Source organism: Acinetobacter sp. QJM3NY_42 (assembly GCF_056173745.1).
In genome coordinates, this window is the sequence record NZ_CM149689.1 from 269,280 (window position 1) to 288,672 (window position 19,393).

Below are 19,393 nucleotides of genomic sequence, written 5' to 3' on the forward strand. Positions count from 1 at the left end.
GCATGCATACGTTTGTATTGGTAATACATATTATTCTGGCTGTTTTGATGATTGGACTGATCCTGGTCCAGCATGGTAAAGGTGCTGACGCCGGAGCTTCTTTTGGAGGCGGTGGTGCGGCAACCGTATTTGGTGCTTCGGGGTCTGGTAACTTCATGACCCGGCTCACCGCTATTTTAACTGCACTGTTTTTTGTAACCAGCCTGACCCTGGCAGTCTTTGCAAAAAAACAGACTACAGCTGCTTATAGCTTGCAAAGTGTACAAACCAGTGTGCCTGCGCAACCGGTTTCGCCTGAAACTTCACCAACTGCACCGAAAACTGGTGAATAATTTAAATTAAAGCTTTTCTTTTACTAGGGAAGCTACTAGAATGCGACCTGCTGCGGTGGTGGTGGAATTGGTAGACACGCTACCTTGAGGTGGTAGTGCCTTCGGGCGTGGGGGTTCAAGTCCCCCCTTCCGCACCAACGATAAACCAGATCGTTGATGCATGCAGCAGAAAACATTGATGCGGGATGGAGCAGTCTGGTAGCTCGTCGGGCTCATAACCCGAAGGTCGTTGGTTCAAATCCAGCTCCCGCTACCAATTCAATTGCAGTGTAAAGCAGTTGAGAGTTTCTTGTAAGTTAGATTGACTTTTTTTGAAATTCGTTTATAATTTTTGCACGTTGATGCGGGATGGAGCAGTCTGGTAGCTCGTCGGGCTCATAACCCGAAGGTCGTTGGTTCAAATCCAGCTCCCGCTACCAAGTTTCTAAGAGGGCTCACAAATAGGTGGGCCTTTTTGCACAGTGGACTTTAGTTTTCTGTGTAAAATATAGGGGCGATTGACGCCCTTTTTTATTGGCTATCGTGTAGTGTCGACATCAATTGGTCAAATAGTGATGCTTCACTATAACAGTCTGCATCGGTCAGAACGTACTGACCGGTTGAATGGCACGAGAAGACGAGAGTAAATGAAATTATCAAATAAAACCCAAGCCCTCCATGATTTAATTGCACCAGCGGTCGAAGCCTGTGACGTCGAGTTGTGGGGAATCGAATTCCTTCCTCAGGGCAAACGTTCTTTAGTCCGCATCTTTATTGATAAACCTGTAGATGAAAATGCAGAACCTGTGCTGAATGAAGACGGTGAGCTGGAACAGGGCCGTGGAATTGGTGTGCAGGACTGTGTCCGGGTGACCCAGCAAGTGGGCGCAATTCTTGATGTGCATGATCCAATCTCAGGTGAATATTCACTTGAAGTCTCTTCACCAGGATGGGATCGCCCATTTTTCCAGCTTGAACAGATGTCGGCTTATATTGGTCAGCAGGTGGCTCTACGTCTGATTAGTGCTGTTGATAACCGCCGTAAATTTCAAGCTAAACTGGTGAGTGTGGACCTGGAGCAAGAACAGATTCAGGTAGAAGTAGAAGGCAGCAAGGTGCTCGAAATCGATAGCAACAATATCGATAAAGCAAATTTGATCTATCAGGACTAAATTAATTCCATTAAGAAGAATTCAATTTAATAGGTGACTTATGGGCCGTGAAATTCTTACCGTTGTTGAAACGGTCAGTAATGAAAAAGGTGTTAGTCGGGAAGCGATCTTCGAAGCTTTAGAGCAGGCGCTTGTTGCAGCGACGAAGAAAAAATTCTACGAAGGTACCACCGCAGAAGAAGCACGTTTACGTGTTGAAATTGATCGTAAGACTGGGGATTATCGTACATTCCGTCAATGGGAAGTGGTTGCAGATGAAGACCATGAAATGCCGGCATGTCAAGATGCGATTTCCGATGTAGACCCAGCAAAATGGTCAATTGGCGATATTCGGGAGCTGGAAGTCGAGTCAATTGAATTTGGCCGTATCGCAGCTCAAATTGCCAAACAGGTTATTGTACAAAAGATTCGTGAAGCAGAGCGTGCGCTCATTGCAGATGCTTATGAGTCTAAAGTAGGCGAGCTGATTTACGGTGAAGTGAAGAAGCAGACCAAAGATGGCTTTATCATTGATCTGGGAGATAATGCAGAAGCTTATCTGGCGCGTGAAGAAATGATCGCTAAAGAGATTTTGCGTCCAAAACAGCGGATCAATGCCATTTTGTACAGTGTAAACCGTGAAGGCCGTGGCGCTCAGCTTCTACTTTCGCGTGCCAAGCCTGAAATGCTGATTGCCCTGATGAAAAAAGAGATTCCTGAAATCTCTGAAGAAATCATTGAGATTAAAGCAGCAGCACGTCAACCTGGTGTTCGTGCTAAAATTGCCGTAAAAACCAATGACCACCGTATTGATCCGGTGGGTGCATGTATTGGTATGCGTGGTACACGTATCCAGGCTGTTCAGCAGGAGCTCAACGGTGAGCGTATTGATGTTGTAGTGTGGTCTGATGATCCGGCCCAGTATATTGCCAGTGCCCTAGAGCCGGCTGATGTTTCTGGAATTGTACTGGATGAAGATACACATAGTGCTGATATCATTTTTGCGACCAGTGACCAGCTTGCACGTGCAATTGGTTCACAGGGCCAGAATGTACGTCTTGCTTCAGAACTTACCGGTTACAAGCTGGATATGATGCTGGAAGACGAGTATCGTGCTCGCCAGCAGAATGAGGCACAGCAATATCTGGATATGTTTGTTTCACGTCTGGATATTGAAGAAGACCTGGCGATGGCACTGGTTGAAATGGGCTTTACTTCACTTGAGGAAGTGGCTTATGTACCGGCAGAAACCTTCGATGAAATCGAGCTGGATACTGAACTGGTCGAGTTGTTGCAAAGCCGTGCCAAAGAAGCTGCTTTAGCGGATGCGTTAAAACAGCAGGAAAATATTCAAGATCCGAGTGAAGAACTTCTGAATATGGAAGGGATGACACGAGAGATTGCTTATTCACTTGCCGCTCGTGGTGTAGTGACTGTAGATGACCTGGCCGATCAGGCAACTGACGATATTGCTGATATTGAAGGTTTGGATGCTGCGAGTGCGGGTCAGCTCATTATGAAAGCGCGTGAATCATGGTTTAACTAGGAGGAAATATATGACGGACAAGTCGATTCAAGAGTTAGCGCTCAGCGTAGGTCGTCCTGTAGAAAAGCTCCTAGAGCAAGTTCGCGATGCAGGCTTACCACAGCGTCAGGCTGAAGATATTATTACTACCGAGCAGCAGGATGTACTAGTGAGTCATCTCAAAAAAGTACATGGGCAAGCGGATAGTGGCGTAGGAAAAATCACGTTGAAACGTAAAACAACTAGTACGGCTAAAGTGGCCAGTACCTCAGGTAAGGCGAAAACGATTAATGTAGAAGTACGTAAAAAACATACTTTTACTAAGCCGAACCCTGAACAGATTGCTGCTGAAGCGCGTGCTAAAGCTGATGCGCAAGAGCAGGCACGTGCTGACATGATTGCACGTCAAAAAGCTGAACAGGCAGCGCGTCAGGAAAATGACGGGCAAAAACTTAGTGGTGAAAATAAAGCGAATGCAACATTGGAAGCAATGCGTGCAGCAGCTAAGCAGGAAACTGCGAAAAGCCCGCAAAAAGCTGAAGTGGTGGTGAAAAAACGCTCAACCAATAAGCCGATTGTTAAGCCGGTAGTCAAGCCAACCGAGACCGCAGAGCAGCGTAAAGCACGTGAAGAGCAGGCAGCACAATTAAAAGCGGCTGAAGAAGCTGCGCGTCGCAAGGCTGCTGAAGAGGCACAACAGCGTACGCTTGAACAAATGCGCCAGATGGCTTCCAAATATTCAAATGAAGATGCCACCAAAACTATTCGTGTTGTAGATGATTCTCCACTCGCGGCAGGTCTGGTTGGTCAGGCATATGAAGATTCATTTGCTAAAGAAGACCGTGAAATCAAGCGTGGTACCAATACCAATAATACACGTTCACCGAAAAAAGGTGGTCGTCGTGGTCAAGAAGAGCAGTCATTTAACCAGAACCAGCATAAACGTGGTTTAAAAACCAGTCAGGCCAACAAACATGGCTTTGAAAAACCGGTTAAAAAGCAGGTTTATGATGTTGAGATCGGTTCAACCATCGTGGTGGCTGATCTTGCACAGAAAATGGCAGTTAAAGTACGTGAAGTGATCAAGTCACTCATGAAAATGGGTGAACTGGTAACTCAGAACCAGGCAATTGACCAGGAAATTGCTGCCCTGGTTGTAGAAGAAATGGGTCATAATCCGGTACTTGTTTCTGATACACAGGCGGAAGATAACCTGCTAGAAGCTGCTGAAGAGGCTCGTGGTGCTCAAACTACACGTCCTCCAGTCGTGACAATTATGGGTCACGTTGACCATGGTAAAACATCTTTGCTTGACCGTATCCGTCGCTCGAAAGTGGCTGCCGGTGAAGCAGGTGGAATTACCCAGCATATCGGTGCTTACCATGTGAAAACCGACAAGGGAATTATCACTTTTCTGGATACTCCGGGACACGCTGCCTTTACCGCAATGCGTTCACGTGGTGCACAGGCGACTGATATTGTTGTGCTGGTCGTTGCAGCAGATGATGGTGTCATGCCACAAACTGCAGAAGCAATTGATCATGCACGTGCTGCAGGAACACCGATTATTGTTGCGATCAACAAGATGGATAAAGAATCGGCTGATCCGGACCGCGTACTGAATGAATTAACCACTAAAGAAATCGTGCCTGAACAATGGGGTGGTGATGTACCAGTTGCCAAAGTTTCTGCACATAGTGGTGAAGGGATTGATGAGTTACTTGACTTGATCCAGATTCAGGCAGAGCTGATGGAGCTCAAAGCTTCTGAAGAAGGTGCAGCACAAGGTGTGGTTATTGAAGCGCGTGTCGATAAGGGCCGTGGTGCAGTTACTTCGATCCTGGTACAAAATGGTACGCTTAATGTCGGTGATCTGGTTCTTGCCGGTGCATCTTATGGCCGTGTACGTGCCATGACAGATGAAAACGGTAAACGGATTAAATCTGCAGGCCCTTCAATTCCGGTAGAAATTCTGGGTCTACCAGAAGCGCCAATGGCGGGTGATGAAGTTCTTGTGGTGAATGACGAGAAAAAAGCCCGTGAAGTTGCTGATGCCCGTATGGATCGTGAACGCCAAAAACGTCTTGAGCGTCAAAGTGCAATGCGTCTGGAAAATATCATGGCATCTATGGGCAAGAAAGATGTGCCTGTAGTAAACGTGGTACTGAAGACAGATGTACGAGGTACTTTAGAAGCCTTGCATGTGGCGCTAGCCGACTTGGCTACAGATGAAGTAAAAGTACGTATCATTGGTTCAGGTGTAGGTGCAATTACTGAATCTGACGTGACACTGGCTGAATCTTCTGAAGCGGTACTACTCGGCTTTAATGTTCGTGCAGACAACACAGCACGTCAGAAAGCTGACATTGATGGAATTGATATCCGTTACTATAGCGTGATTTATCAACTGATTGATGATGTAAAAGATGCAATGAGCGGCAAGCTGGCTCCAGAACATCGTGAAACGATTCTGGGTGTAGCTCAGGTTCGTGAAGTATTCCGTTCAAGCAAGTTTGGTGCTGCTGCCGGCTGTATGGTCATGGAAGGTACGATTTATCGTAATAAACCAATCCGTGTCCTGCGTGATGACGTTGTAGTATTCCAGGGTGAACTAGAATCTCTACGCCGCTATAAAGATGACGTAAACGAAGTTCGTGCGGGTATCGAATGTGGTCTGGCAGTTAAAGGTTATAATGACATCAAGGAACTCGATAAAATCGAAGTTTATGATGTTCAGCAAATCAAACGGAGTCTTTAATGGCGGGTAGTCAACGTCTGAAGCGTATGGGCGACAGTGTACAGCGTGAGCTGTCTGAACTGATCCGCCAAGAGCTGAAAGATCCACGTCTGGGTGGTCTGGTGACCATCTCGGCCGTGAAAGTGAGCCCAGATTTAGGTTATGCCGATGTGTATGTCACAGTTATGGGTCGTGAGTTATCTGATGACCAGAATGAACAGGCACATCAGCAGACACTTGAAGTTCTAAACAAGGCTTCAGGTTTCCTGCGCCAGGAATTGAGTCGTCGTATTAAGACACGCATTACACCAAGATTGCGTTTCCATTACGACAAGACTAATGCCTACGGCAACTATATGTTTGGGCTGATTGCTGAGGCAGTGAAAGACCTGCCTGAGCGTAAAGAAGATGAAGAATAATTTCTATTCTGAATTCTTTTAAAAAATTTTTGGCAAAAAGCGGGCTTTAAAGTCCGCTTTTTTTAATTGAAAAATTTATTTTATTTAAATTATTTATTGCGCTATTAAAGTAAAAATCTGACCTGATATTTATCACTGATGATTTAATATGAAATAAAAAGTTTGAACGTGAAGAATTAAAAAAGTTCTTTTATTACGGGTTTTACGCATATTCTATAAAGGGTGGCTCTGTTAAGCCAGAAATGAAAATTTTAGTTTATAAATTAAACTCTTTAATTATTGGACTAAACTTTATATCAATTATTTAATGATTGATTCCATGAATATTTTAATCTTTATCTAGCAATACATTCTTGGAAATTAAAAGCTCAGAATGTGGTTATAAATTCTAATAATCTATTTGATATGTGAGTAACTGATCTCAGGTCAAGTACCGTCCTTGATCATGACCTGATGATTCAGCCAGATCCTTAATATTCTGAAATAGAATCATCAGGAATCTGGGGTGTTTTTTCTTCCTCTTCGACTCTCTCTAATCCGCTTGGTTACCCGGCGTCGATAACCTTCCCAAGGCAAAGGCCGGTCCAGTGCTTCCGGTACATCACCACTTCTAGAGCGTAAACGCAGATGGAGCGCAGCCTGTGCCATCAAATTAGCGGAAACAGGTGCTGTGATAAAAGCCAGCAAGGTGATTAAAATCTCAGCAAAACCAAAGCGGCCATGGAATGCCGAGAAGATGATACTGGCAATCAAGAAGCTACCTAAGCCCAAAGTACTGGACTTGGTCGGGGCATGCAGACGCATAAATAAATCGGGTAAACGCACCATGCCAATGCCCCCAACCACCATAAAAAATGAGCCAACCACCAGGAAAAAAGAAACCAGTATTTCCATAATGAACTGTTCTTGCATTTCGTTCTCCTAGTCGATTACATGGCCACTGGTAAAATAACGGGCAAGCGCAACAGTAGAAACAAAACCCAGCATGGCCACCAGCAGTGCTCCTTCGAACAGTGAAGTGCTCATCCAGTAAATTCCGAGTACAACTACCAGACAGGTGGCATTCAGGAAAAATGTGTCCAGTGCAAGTAGCCGATCAACTATGGATGGGCCTGTAACCAGACGGTAGAGACACATTAACATCGAGACCATAATCGCGATCAGGCAGATTCCTAGTGCATAAGGTAAGATCATTCGATTTCTCCTTGAGCTGGCTCGACATTAAAGATGATCAGTAAAGGAGCTTCATAGCGTTGCTTGATAGTTTCAATTTCTTCCTCCTCACTTTCGGCACTTAAGGCATGGACTAGAATATCACCACGTTCCTGATCTATGCCCGCACTGACTGTTCCAGGCGTGGTAGTAATAATCATCGCCAGCAAGCTGTTAACCTGTTCGTGATCACTCTCTAGCGGTACCCTAAACCATTTTGGCTTAAGGTTGCGAGAGGGGCCAAGTACTAAAATGGCTACCTTGATATTGGCGGTAACAATGTCCCACAACACTACAAAAAACAGTTTTAAGGCCATACCCCAGTGAATATCCGGTGTACGAATAATAAAGGGCTGAACCAGTTTCGGTATAACAATGCCCAGTAAAACTGCCATGGCCAGGTTGGCGGCATCGGTGCTATGTGCCAGCATGAGCCAGCTTAAACCTACCAGTATTGAAACAAAGGGATGTGGAAAACACCACTCTAAAACAGGTATTTTATGCATGGATTTCTTCATTAATTAAGGCTCCATGGGTTTAAGCTGTGCATCTTCCGGAACAGCAGGTTCCAGACTATGCTGTTGCTGAATTTGTCGCCATTTATATTCCGAGATGTGTCCACCTTCTAGTGTATTTTCACTGATCATAAATGGAATCAGATTGGCATTCCGGTCTTTATTCTCGCCGCCATATTTTGTTTCTGGTACATAACTGGCATCGTAAGGTTTAACACTGATGACCTGATTAAGCGGACCACGTTTTAAAATCGTATCTGCATAAGCTTGATCATTTTGAATCTGCAGTGCCGTATTATGGTTATAGCGCTGGATCGGTGCAGCAAAAACCACATAAAGGATCAGAAGCAGAAGTAACAGGTACAAGGTTTTATCATTACGTACTGGCGCTGTTTCAGGTAAAACCTTATACGCTTCGAAAGCAATTTCACGTGGGTCCATTTCTGGTGTAGTGGCTCGCCAGAACAGGATGAAGCCGACCCGGACAAAAGCAATAATACTGAGCAGGCTGACAATCAGCAGGCTTGCAATAATAATTCCCTGCTGCGGATGATTAGCGGTTGCCTGCAAAATAAATAGCTTGCCAAAAAAGCCGCTAAATGGCGGTAAGCCAGCCATCATCATACCAATGATCAGGTAAACCAGAGCAATGGTCTTGTCCTGTTTCATTTTTGGTGACACATCCAGATGATCTTTAAACTCGCCACGTTGCGAAGTTATCCAGCCACACAGCAGATAAAAAGCAGCACCAATCAGAGTACTGTGCACCAGGTAATAAAGAGCCGCAGACCAGGCTTCGGTATTAAACATCGAAATGGCAATCAGCAGGGTACCAATTGAAGATACAATCATGAAGCCTACGAAGCGTCGTAAGCGTTCAGCACCGATTGCTCCGATAGTGCCATAAATAGCAGTAATAATAGCAAGTGGTAGAAGCCAGCTTTTAAGTGCAGTCTGGGCAAAATAATCATCAAAAATAGTGCCATTTACCCTCAGGATGGCATAAATACCTACCTTGGTCATGATGGTAAATAGAGCCGCAACGGGTGTAGTGGCTACAGCATAGGTTTTAGGCAGCCAGAATCCGACCGGAAGTAACGCCGCCTTAATGGCAAATACGGCAAACAGAAGCAAGCTACCCGCAACTGCCAGTTGATGCTGATCTGGTGGTAATGAAGGCACAATTCGCGCTACATCAGCCATATTCAGACTGCCGACACTGCCATAAATAATTCCAAGTCCAATCAGGAACAGGGCAGAAGCCAACAGGTTAATCGTGACATAATGTACCCCAAGCTGAAAACGTGCTTTCCCCTGACCATGTAGCAGCAGTACATAAGAGGCCATGAGCAGTATTTCAAAGAATACAAATAGGTTAAATAAGTCACCCGTTAGAAATGCGCCGCACAGCCCCATCAGCAAGAAGTGAACCATGGCATGAAAATAACGTCCACGGGTATCCCAGTCCTTGCTGGCATACCAGAGCAGAGGCACCGCCAGGGTATAGGTAAGCACTAGCATCATGGCAGATAACTGGTCAAGAACCAGAATAATGCCGAAGGGGGCGGCCCATTCACTTAAATTATAAACAGTAATGGTGCCTTGGCTGGCCTGTATAAAATAGCTGATGGCTGTAGCAAACCCGGCAAGTGCAGAAAAGTAACTGATACCGCGTCGCCAAGGCTGACGCCAGTCTTGCGCTAACTCTCCTGAGCCCGGATTTCCCAACAATAATAAGAGTACTGCTGTAAATAACGGAATCACGATACTGAAAATTGGCGTATGAGCATGCCAGAAACTTAAGAAATCAGACATTATGGCTCATCCCCGCGCGCATCAAGATTGGGTGACGGGTCATCCTTGGCATCGACATGGTCAGTTCCTGATTCATAGCGACTACGCAGAGCCAGCTGTACAATAAAAGCAGTTGTCGCGAAACCGATCACAATAGCTGTCAATACCAGTGCCTGAGGCAATGGATCTGTGACTCTTACAGTTTGTGACAGAATTGCCGGGGCATTAAGCTGAATACGACCAGTTGCAAACAAAAACATGTTAACGGCATAACCAATAACTGCCAGGCCTAAAACCACGGGAAAGGTACGCGCTCTTAATAACAGATAGACCCCTGTAGCAACCAGTAGACCAATCGCAGAGGCAAGTAAGAATTCTAAACTGATCATGGATAATTACTCCCTTGGCATCGGTCCTGACATACTGGAATGTCTGGAGTCACCTAATACAGAAATCATCAGCATGGTAGCGCCGACAACAGTTACATATACACCTACATCAAATGCCGCAGCAGAAGCTAAGTGCAGTTCACCTAGAACGGGTGGAGAAATATAAATGTGAGCACTGGTAAGAAATGGCCGTGCCCAGAACCAGGCAGCAATACCAGTCAGACCTGCAATTAATAGACCCACACCAATCCAGACTTCGTAGAGGCGCCCGGAGCGGACTTTAAGCATCTGTTCAGTCTGGTCCTGACCCAGGGCTATGTATTGAATAATTAAGGCCATTGCGGTAATCAGCCCGGCAATAAAACCACCACCTGGATAATTGTGACCACGTAAGAAGATATACAGACTTACCACCAGGGCAAGAGGCAATACCCAAGACGCTGTAGAGCGCAACATCAACGGTGAAGGGTTAAACCGGAAGGTCAGGCCTTGAGTCATGGTGGTGCCATGTGCCCGCATGCCATCCATCAGACAGAGCACACCAATTGCCGCAATACCCAGAACGGTAATTTCACCAAAGGTATCGAAGCCACGGAAATCAACCAGGATGACATTCACTACGTTTGATCCGCCTCCAAGCGGCAGCGACTGCTGGAGGAAAAACCATGAAATAGATTCATGATCACGGGTTAATAATAACCAGGTAATCCAGCCAATACCCAAGCCCGCTACAATGGCAATCACAGCATCACGCCAGCGCCGTGTCCGGCTTGATTCGTATGGCGTAAGCTGAGGCAGTAAACCCAGTCCCATCAGTAAAAGTACGGTAGTCACTACATCGACTGTAATCTGGGTTAATGCCAAATCAGGTGCCGAAAGTCCCACAAACACCATGGTGACGACTAGGCCAATAGCACCGCTGATAAGGACTGCCTTGATACGCTCATGATGAAACCAGAGCATCATCCAGCAGGATGAAAACAGTAATAGCCATAAAACAATAGCAATAGCAGGTGCATGAGTAAGTTCGCGTGCTCCAGTAGTCAAGCCCTGATTAAATAAAGGCGTCATTACCAGTGCGATACTGAATAAGATGATCCAGAGCAAATAATTTTGTAATGAGCCTGATTCAGTCTTGCGTTTAAATCGACGTGAGTTGATTAATAGGTATTTTAGAAAAAGATCAAACAGTACCCGGCCTTGTAATTTTCCAAGTTTCGGGTCCAGATCAATTGAGCGGATGCGACCATTTTTGGCTAGGCTAAAGTATAGTCCTGCACCGGCGGCCAGAGCGATGATACTCATAACCAGTGGCAAGTTGAACCCATGCCAGATGGCCAAATGAGCACCTTCAAATCCTGGTTGCATTAAACTGGCACGTGTAACTGAGTTAATAATATCTTCAACCAGTAAGGCTGGAGCTATACCTACTAAAATACATAAGAGGGCCAGTAGTAACGCAGGTGCCCGCATTCCAAATGGCGGTTCATGTGGTGAGCGGTTTGGTACCGCTTTACTTATCGGTCCATCGAAGAACACACCATGAACCAGCCGGACAGAGTAAGCAACTGCAAATATTCCGGCTAGGGTCGCCATGATGCCAAAAATTATTGCAACTGGGCCTGAGAGATTAGCCAGTAGCTCTGTAAAGAACATTTCCTTAGACAGAAAACCATTGGTCAGGGGGACACCAGCCATTGCTGCAGCGGTAATCATGGTTAAGGTGCCGGTAAATGGCAGGAATTGCCAGAGACCACTTAATTTGCGTAAATCACGAGTGCCTGATTCATGATCAATAATTCCAGCAATCATGAACAATGCAGCTTTGAACGTTGCATGGTTAATAATATGGAAAATAGCAGCAGCAACAGCCAGCGGTGAGCCGATACCTAGCAGGCAAACAATCAGCCCCAAATGGCTAATGGTAGAGTAGGCCAATAGACCTTTTAGATCTTCTTTAAAAATGGCAAAAAAAGCTGCCATGGTTAATGTAAACAGGCCAATAAAGGTAACAATATTATGATAAAGCGCAGCCCCCACAAAAATGGGTGCCAGTCTGGCCAGTAGAAAAATACCAGCTTTCACCATAGTGGCCGAATGTAAATAGGCCGAAACTGGGGTAGGTGCTGCCATGGCATTAGGTAGCCAGAAATGAAAGGGAAACTGGGCACTTTTCGTAAATGCACCGAGTAGAACCAGTAATAAGACTGGTACAAAAAGAGAATGGTGCTGTATCTGCTCCCGCATAGTTAAAATCTGGTCAATTTCATAAGTGCCAGTAATATGTCCAAGCAGAACAAAACCACCGAGCATTGCCAGTCCACCCATACCGGTAATCGTCAGTGCAATACGTGAACCACGCTGGGCGGCTTCATAGTTGCTCCAGTAACCGACCAGCAAGAATGATGAAATACTGGTCAGTTCCCAGAAGGTCACCAGAAGAATCAGGTTATTAGATAAAGAGATGCCCAGCATGGCTGCCATGAACAGCATGAGTAGACTGTAGAGCTTGCTGAGGGAGTTTTTAGGACTAAGATAATAATAGGCATAAATATAAATTAAGGTGCCGATACCGGTAATCAGCAAGGCAAACATCAGCCCTAGTGCGTCAAGACGCAAGCTCAGATTCAGTCCCAATTCGGGTAGCCAAGGCCAGCTTTCTAAAAAAACCTGACCATTTAAAATACTTTTTGCGTGAGTCAGTAATAAACTAAAACTGGTTAAACTGACTCCAATCGCCCCTAAAGCTGTTACCCCGCGCGAGAATCTCTTCAGCCACGAGACAAGGGTGGTGCCAAGTATTAAAGGGAGCAGTATAATAATCGATAGCACACTCGTATCCATGTCATGATTAGGTCGAGACCTAAAGGTGAACCTTATCTTTCAAGGGTTTATAGGAGATCAATGAGATATCCAAAGCTTTAAATCTTGAAAGCCGAAACTTGTATGTAAATCAGAAAAGGACAAGTTGTATTGCGCAACTTGTAAAATGCTATAGCAAAACGATCAATAATCTTACTATAAAAAATTACGTAAAATTTGATTTTATTACACGAAAATAACAACATCAAAGACTTATGTGTTACGCCTGTTTATTATACGCGACTCATTCGTGATCCCAAGATTTTTTTCATATTGCTAAGGCAATTGCCTGTTTAATAGTTTCATTACCAGGTTTATTTAAAATCAGCATCAGATATAGGAAGTGAATGGGAACCGTTTTTTATCAAACGTAAAAGCTCTTCGTATTCTGTAGCTGAAAGTTGCTTAATCAGCTCAACAATCTGGGGCAAAGCCGAGCACGCTGCCTCATTTGTATTTGCTGAATCAGATAATGTTTCTTGACCCTCTAAGTCCTGATAGAGAGTAGTGAAGCCAGTCCAGGTGGTACTTTCTGGCTTTTTATATAATTGCCTGTTGTCTAAACGCAGCGCGTATAAGGGATTGGTCTCCAGCAGCTCACTCTGGCTGGCAGTAGCAATAATTTGTAGCCTTGGAAAAGCCTCTTTCAAACCTTCAAGTATGTACTGCGAGCTTTGCAAATCTAAATGTGCATCTATATTGTCAATCAGCAAAATACCTTCTCCTTCAAGACATGGATATAGACTTAGCGGGTTTAATAAACAAAGGCGGCGTACTATATCTCCGACTAGGGCAATCCAGGTTTTTAAAGTACTGGAGAGCTGCTGGAACATCAACGTTTTTCCTGCATAGACGACCATCAGCTGTAGTTTGGGCTGATACTCCAGATAAATCTCGGTTAATTCTGGTATGACTGTCTGAAGGCTATGTTTTAAAGCACTGAGACAAGGTGCATAGAGCTGTGTCTGAAGCTGGGAGATTCCATGCTGGAACTCTATAGTGGATGCATGATATTGCTTGAGTAGCTCATGAAAAAGCTGGGTAGTCCGGGCATTTTCAACATCACTGACTTCACGTAACCATTCGAAAAATCGTATAAAAGTGGTGAAGGGTACTGATACCAGATCGTATGCTGAAGCCGCTTGAAAAATGGTCGGAATATTTTTGCTCAGCAAATTGGTTTCATTGGTAAAGCGCTCTGATGGGTAATAGGCAATTAGCGGTAAACCCAGCATTGGATCCTGTCTGATGGCCTGCTGGTACAGCATGACCATCTGCTCAAGCTGCACAGTTTCAACTTTGCTGATACCTGTACCTTGAGCATTAAGAGTTTTATACAATTGCCATGAACACAGAGACGAGCTTGTGGCTTGAACATTACTACTTTCGGCCAGGTTACCAATTTCGGCAGGTAGACTCACCTGTATATCGACTTTGGCCTGTAGCCGGTTATGCATGATATCCTGGTCCTGAATAAATACGCCTGCAGTTCTGAGATCTTTTAAGCGTGCAGGAAACCAGGTCAGTGCCTGATAGATATTTTTAAGGATCGATGTTTTGCCAGAAGCCTGATCACCAATGATCAATGTCAGTGGCTGCTCATCAAGTTCCAGCTGTAGGTCAGTAAAATGGCTGATATGTTTTAAACGGACAGACTTGAGCTTCATATGCCCCCGGCATGAGTTAACCCACGGAGCGGCGCAAACTTTGAGGAGCCTTGAGCTTGAGCTGCTGGATCAGGTCATAGATATGATGAATATTTAAGCTCACTTTAGCACGTGTACATGCGACGTATAGTAATCTTAGCTCTTCATCACTGATTTTATGTTCCAGTCCATTTATTTTAAACTGGTAATCATCTTCAATATGAACACGGTTCCACTCCAGCCCTTTTGCCTTATGTGCAGTTGAAATCACATAATCGGCCTGTTCAATCGGAGTAATTTTGGCTAGTGCCCTCTTGAGTGGATCCGTACCATGATCATCCACCAGTTTGACCAGCGGTTTAATATCACTTCCTTCATTAGTTTCGCAATATTCGTGAACATCATGCCAAGAATTAAACCAAGCCAGTTCAGGCACATCGGTAACTCGCTTGCCCTGTTTAAGCAGGCTGGCTGCATCGACAAAACGATTCAGTTTAAGATGGTCAGCCTGTAAACTGACTTTATCTCCATGTACTAAACCGGCCAATAGCAGCTCCATCGCCCGGGCATTGGTCCGGCATAAGATAGCATCCCGCATTTTAATATGAGGCTTGTTAACTACGCTCGACTTTAGTTCAGGGTTTCCAAGAAGGGGCACAGTTTCATCTAATGCACCCAGCAGATAGTTCGCAACCTGTGCGATCTCGTCTCCGAAACGGAATGAGGTGGTAAGACGGGATTCTGGCAAGGGAAGCTGCTGCATGGCGTTAACAGCACCGCGCCAGGCATAAATTTGCTGATGGGCATCTCCCACATAAATAACCTGGGTACTTTTCTGTTTAAGTAAAATTCCAAGCATCAGCGGATCAGCATCCTGAGCTTCATCAAAGAGGACATAGTCAGCTGGAATATACGGCTCAGACAAGGCCCAAAGCTTCAGGTAAATATCATGCCCGATACCTGCTTGATGATTGGGATCAATTGATTCTAACCAGCGCCGTTCTACCGCAGGATACAGATGTTGCTGTAGAGTAATAATATCATCTGCATGTAACCAGCTTGGAGCCTGAATATGCCGTGGTGCCGGATATTGTGAACTGGTTGAACAGAAAAAGCTGACTGCATTGGCAACCAGACTCGCCAGACGGCTGGGCATGAGTACATACTTCTCATAGCGTCCGCCCATTAAACGACGTAATGTAATAGGCTGTAGCCGGTATTCTTTAGCAATAAAACTGGGACTCAAACGTGGTAGACGCAGTTTATCCGTCACACCACGCGGTACGCTACGAAAAGCCAGCGAGTGAAAAGTACGGCAGTCGACATTACGGTGAAATTTTTGCTGTGCTTCAGCGGCAATTGCCTTGTTAAAAGCCAGATACATGCCACGCCTTTGCGGCATGGCATCGCTGATCATCTGTAAGGTTGTGGTTTTACCTGTTCCTGCATAGGCAATCACTTTAAAGGATTGGCCAAGACGGGCATTGTCTATGGCAACAGCCTGCTCATAAGTGGCTTGAGGTTTTTCTTGAATAGACACAAAACGCCTTAATGTTGACGGCTGGCTTTTTCAACCAGTCCGGATAAACCCTGGCGACGTGCCAGTTCATTGAGTACCAGTTGCGGCTCAAGATCAAAATAACCGAGCATTACAATAGTATGGAACCAGAGATCTGCTGTCTCATAGACCAGATCATTGCGATTGTCCTGGTTGTTTAATGCAGCGAAATCTTTTGCTGCAAGCAGGGTTTCTACACTTTCTTCACCAACTTTTTCCAGGATTTTATTTAAACCTTTATGGTAGAGCTTGGCGACATAAGATGAATCAGGATCAGCTGCTTTACGCTCACGCATCATTCCACCCAGATAAGATAAAATCTCTACCTGTTCGGATTCAGCATTTGATGCAGACATCACAGCTGTATGCGTATTCTGTGTTTTATTATTATAAATCTGCTCTGGATCTTTGAGCTGAGTATCTACAATTTCCCAGCCATTGGCTGTAAGTTTCCGATAGAAACAGGATTCACGTCCAGTATGGCAGGCAATTCCCCCATGCTGTTCAATCTGCAAAACAATCACATCAGCATCGCAGTCCAGACGGATTTCATATACAGTCTGAAAATGTCCAGACTCTTCACCTTTATGCCAGAGTTTCTGACGTGAACGTGAGTAGTACACAGCCTGCATTTTTTCAGCAGTAAGTACCAGAGCTTCGCGATTCATCCATGCCACCATCAAAATACGGCCAGTCTGATGATGCTGTGCAATAGCAGGTACTAAACCTTGATCGTTAAATTTTACTTCATCGAGCCACTGCAAATTATTCATGAATACATCACCGCAATAAAAGTTGGAACCGGTGAAAAGACCGGCAGGAATTTTTATGAGGCTATAGTGTACGGCAAAGCACGGAAGATAAGAACGTTATCCAAGAAAAAAACGACAGGATTAGACGCCATGAATGTTTGAATCTATGGCGTCAGTCAAGAAAAACTAAAACTGATTTAAAATTATTTTACTACCCGCCATAAGGCTAAGAAGCTGGCAAACGCAATAAGCAAAACCGATAAATACCATGGCGCAATAATGGCTATACTGAGAAAAATAGCTATGAGGCTGCCGAAAATCCAGCTACGTCGCTGCTGGTGTTCTATTTGCAGACGCATACCCTGTAACTCACGCAGTTGCTTTTCATGCCAGGATGACTGGTTTTTTAGTCCATTAAGACTGTCAATCAATAAGCTTGGTAAATCTTGTGCACCCAGGAGCAGGTCTGGAATTTGCTGACCTATTTCCTTAATATTCTTGACGGGATGCATATTTGCCTTGATCCAGTCGGTCAGGATGGGTTTGGCCAGTTTCCAGATATCCAGCTGTGGATACAGGTCAGTACCCAAACCCTCCACGTGAACTAATGTTTTAAGCAAAAGCATCAGTTGTGGTGGAATTTCCAGATGGAACCTGCGGGCGATGTCCATCACCTGAATAAGAATACCAGCAAAGTCCAGTTGATCCATTGGCTTGGAAACCATTGGCCCCACAGTACGGCGCATTTCACGAGCCAGCGCATCCTGGTCCGTACCTGGAGGGATCCAGCCCGCCTGATGCACAATCTGGATCAGCTGCATAAAATTACTGTTCATCACGGCCAGCAGCATTCGTGCGACAGTCATCTGGTCATGTTTGGAGAGTTCACCCATAATCGCGCAGTCCAGTGCGATAAAGCGTGGATTCTGCGGGTTGATAGTTTCCACAAAGACATTGCCCGGATGCATGTCAGCATGGAAAAAGTTGTCACGGAATACCTGGGTAAAGAAAATGGTTAATCCCTTTTCAGCCAGATCGGCCCGGTCCATCCCCATACGGTCAAAGGTAGCCGTATCTGAGATTGGAACGCCCGTAATACGCTCTGCAACCATTACATCCGGACTGTCCATATAGACTTCCGGTACATACATCATGCTAGAGCCAGTAAAATAATGACGCATACGACGCGTATTATCAGCTTCCAGAGTAAGGTCGAGTTCGTTCAGGATAATCTGGCGATAATCCTGGATAATTTCAGATAAATGCAGGGCACGTGCTGCTTCAATCCGGCTTTCCAGCCAATGACCCAGCCAGGCCAAAATTTCAAAATCCTGTAAAATCTGCACTCGGATATCGGGCCGGGTTACTTTAACGACCACTTCACGGCCATCATGCAAGGCAGCTGTATGTACCTGGGCAATTGAAGCAGCAGCCAGCGGCTGCTCGTCAAAACGCGCAAACAGGGTGTATATATCAGCTCTCAGGGATTGCTGGATTCTTGATTTAGCCACCTCAACTGGAAAAGGCTTGACTCTGTCCTGCAACAGCACCAGCTGTGCCAGAATCTCGGGTGGTATCAGGTCACGACGGGTAGAAAGCAGTTGTCCCAGCTTGATTGCTAATGGCCCCATGTCTTCTAGGGCTTCTTTTAGCTTGAGCGGGTTTTTACGTTCTTTACTCGACCATGCAGCCGGATGCAGGCGGATTAAATTTAGTACAGGACGGGCTTTGACAGGTATTTCTTCCGCGGGAACCAGGGTGTCGAGTCTGTAATGGGCTGTGATACGCCAGAGTTCGAGTAAACGTGTAACGTGCGGAATCATAGAGAGTGTTACCTAGTCTTGTTTTTGGACTGATTGAGACAAAAGCTGAGCTTGAAGCTGCTGAAGACGCGCTTCTAGACGGTCAATATTCTGGTTAAGTTGCCGAGTAGAGTGATGTAGCTCATCCATTTCCCAGCGGCCTGCAAATAGCCCGCTATCTTCTTTGAGTGCATCTTCGGCAAAAAAGAAGTGGCTTTGCATTGAACGCTTTAAAATTTTAGGTGCAAGCTGGAGTTTGCCGAGCTCATGTGCCAAGGTGGGACCTATCCATGGAGAAAGATGTGCTGCCAGATCAGGCTCGGCCTGCTGAATAATACGCTGTAACTCCTGTAGCAAGCGATAATCACCTTGTACCGGAATATTACCGATCTCTTCTGCCAGAAAAAGTTTGGCCAGTTCAACTATATTTTCAACCTTTAAGGTTGCTGTCGCTTCACTAAAAGCATGTTCTGGATCAAAAGGACGCTGTTCAAAAACAGAAGACTGCTCCGGATGCCCGGTAATGGTTGGTTCCAGTCGCACCTCATCTTCATCGAAGCAGATATCTACAGACAGCTGCGGTGAAGCAATTACAACCCTTAGCATTTTGCCTTGTAGCTGGTTAAGCTGAATACGTGTCAGCGAATCCAGCTCAATCCAGTGATGAATGACACGCTCGATAGCACCCAGTGCTAAAATCGACCACATACCGTTCTACCT

At 45.3% G+C, this 19,393-nt stretch carries 16 protein-coding genes and 3 tRNA genes; 8 read left to right on the top strand and 11 right to left on the bottom strand.

Annotated features, from left to right (window positions below):
* The first annotated feature begins 2 nt into the window (after positions 1-2).
* From secG to AC0VYT_RS01275, 8 genes are all read left to right on the top strand, one after another.
* The gene (gene secG, locus AC0VYT_RS01240; protein ID WP_005016983.1) at positions 3-332 is read left to right on the top strand and encodes a preprotein translocase subunit SecG; all 330 of its coding nucleotides are present in this window, start codon (positions 3-5) and stop codon (positions 330-332) included.
* Positions 333-384: 52 nt separating this feature from the next.
* A tRNA-Leu gene (locus tag AC0VYT_RS01245) sits at positions 385-469 on the top strand.
* A gap of 42 nt (positions 470-511) precedes the next feature.
* Positions 512-588, top strand: a tRNA-Met gene (locus AC0VYT_RS01250).
* 86 nt (positions 589-674) lie between these two features.
* A tRNA-Met gene (locus AC0VYT_RS01255) sits at positions 675-751 on the top strand.
* 207 nt (positions 752-958) lie between these two features.
* Positions 959-1,483, top strand: coding sequence for a ribosome maturation factor RimP (gene rimP, locus AC0VYT_RS01260; protein WP_005016981.1), 525 nt, complete (start codon positions 959-961; stop codon positions 1,481-1,483).
* A gap of 40 nt (positions 1,484-1,523) precedes the next feature.
* Entirely contained in the window at positions 1,524-3,008 is a 1,485-nt protein-coding gene (gene nusA, locus AC0VYT_RS01265; protein WP_005016980.1) for a transcription termination factor NusA, read from the top strand.
* A 10-nt stretch (positions 3,009-3,018) separates the two neighbouring features.
* Positions 3,019-5,745 (top strand): translation initiation factor IF-2, encoded by a 2,727-nt coding sequence (gene infB, locus AC0VYT_RS01270; RefSeq protein ID WP_005016978.1) that lies wholly within the window; start codon positions 3,019-3,021, stop codon positions 5,743-5,745.
* Positions 5,745-6,143 (top strand): ribosome-binding factor A, encoded by a 399-nt coding sequence (locus AC0VYT_RS01275; RefSeq protein ID WP_005016973.1) that lies wholly within the window; start codon positions 5,745-5,747, stop codon positions 6,141-6,143. The genes infB and AC0VYT_RS01275 overlap by 1 nt, the downstream gene beginning before the upstream one ends.
* Before the next feature lie 492 nt (positions 6,144-6,635).
* Here the strand turns inward: AC0VYT_RS01275 and AC0VYT_RS01280 are convergent, their stop codons facing one another.
* The 11 genes from AC0VYT_RS01280 to AC0VYT_RS01330 all read right to left on the bottom strand — a co-directional run bounded on the left by AC0VYT_RS01280 (position 6,636) and on the right by AC0VYT_RS01330 (position 19,381).
* Entirely contained in the window at positions 6,636-7,055 is a 420-nt protein-coding gene (locus AC0VYT_RS01280) for a Na+/H+ antiporter subunit G (RefSeq protein ID WP_005016970.1), read from the bottom strand.
* A 9-nt stretch (positions 7,056-7,064) separates the two neighbouring features.
* Positions 7,065-7,337 (bottom strand): monovalent cation/H+ antiporter subunit F, encoded by a 273-nt coding sequence (locus tag AC0VYT_RS01285; protein ID WP_005016968.1) that lies wholly within the window; start codon positions 7,335-7,337, stop codon positions 7,065-7,067.
* A complete protein-coding gene (locus AC0VYT_RS01290; protein ID WP_005016965.1) occupies positions 7,334-7,873 on the bottom strand; it encodes a Na+/H+ antiporter subunit E in 540 nt (179 codons plus the stop codon). The genes AC0VYT_RS01285 and AC0VYT_RS01290 overlap by 4 nt, the downstream gene beginning before the upstream one ends.
* A 3-nt stretch (positions 7,874-7,876) precedes the next feature.
* Positions 7,877-9,685 carry a monovalent cation/H+ antiporter subunit D gene (locus AC0VYT_RS01295; protein ID WP_005016963.1) on the bottom strand — a complete coding sequence of 603 codons (1,809 nt, stop codon included), beginning with the start codon at positions 9,683-9,685 and terminating at the stop codon, positions 7,877-7,879.
* Entirely contained in the window at positions 9,685-10,053 is a 369-nt protein-coding gene (locus AC0VYT_RS01300; protein ID WP_005016960.1) for a Na+/H+ antiporter subunit C, read from the bottom strand. The genes AC0VYT_RS01295 and AC0VYT_RS01300 overlap by 1 nt, the downstream gene beginning before the upstream one ends.
* Positions 10,054-10,059: 6 nt before the next feature.
* Positions 10,060-12,897 carry a monovalent cation/H+ antiporter subunit A gene (locus AC0VYT_RS01305; RefSeq protein WP_005404545.1) on the bottom strand — a complete coding sequence of 946 codons (2,838 nt, stop codon included), beginning with the start codon at positions 12,895-12,897 and terminating at the stop codon, positions 10,060-10,062.
* Positions 12,898-13,229: 332 nt separating this feature from the next.
* On the bottom strand, positions 13,230-14,582 hold the full coding sequence (locus AC0VYT_RS01310) for an ATP-binding protein (RefSeq protein WP_005016956.1): 1,353 nt from the start codon (positions 14,580-14,582) through the stop codon (positions 13,230-13,232).
* A 16-nt stretch (positions 14,583-14,598) separates the two neighbouring features.
* Entirely contained in the window at positions 14,599-16,101 is a 1,503-nt protein-coding gene (locus AC0VYT_RS01315; protein ID WP_005016954.1) for a UvrD-helicase domain-containing protein, read from the bottom strand.
* An 8-nt stretch (positions 16,102-16,109) separates the two neighbouring features.
* Complete coding sequence (gene hisIE / locus AC0VYT_RS01320) at positions 16,110-16,892, bottom strand: bifunctional phosphoribosyl-AMP cyclohydrolase/phosphoribosyl-ATP diphosphatase HisIE (protein ID WP_005016950.1); 783 nt, start codon at positions 16,890-16,892, stop codon at positions 16,110-16,112.
* Between the two features lie 182 nt (positions 16,893-17,074).
* On the bottom strand, positions 17,075-18,694 hold the full coding sequence (locus AC0VYT_RS01325; RefSeq protein WP_005016948.1) for an ABC1 kinase family protein: 1,620 nt from the start codon (positions 18,692-18,694) through the stop codon (positions 17,075-17,077).
* A gap of 12 nt (positions 18,695-18,706) precedes the next feature.
* Positions 18,707-19,381: a ubiquinone biosynthesis accessory factor UbiJ gene (locus tag AC0VYT_RS01330; protein WP_005016946.1), complete on the bottom strand. Its 675-nt coding sequence runs from the start codon at positions 19,379-19,381 to the stop codon at positions 18,707-18,709.
* Between the last annotated feature and the right edge of the window lie 12 nt (positions 19,382-19,393).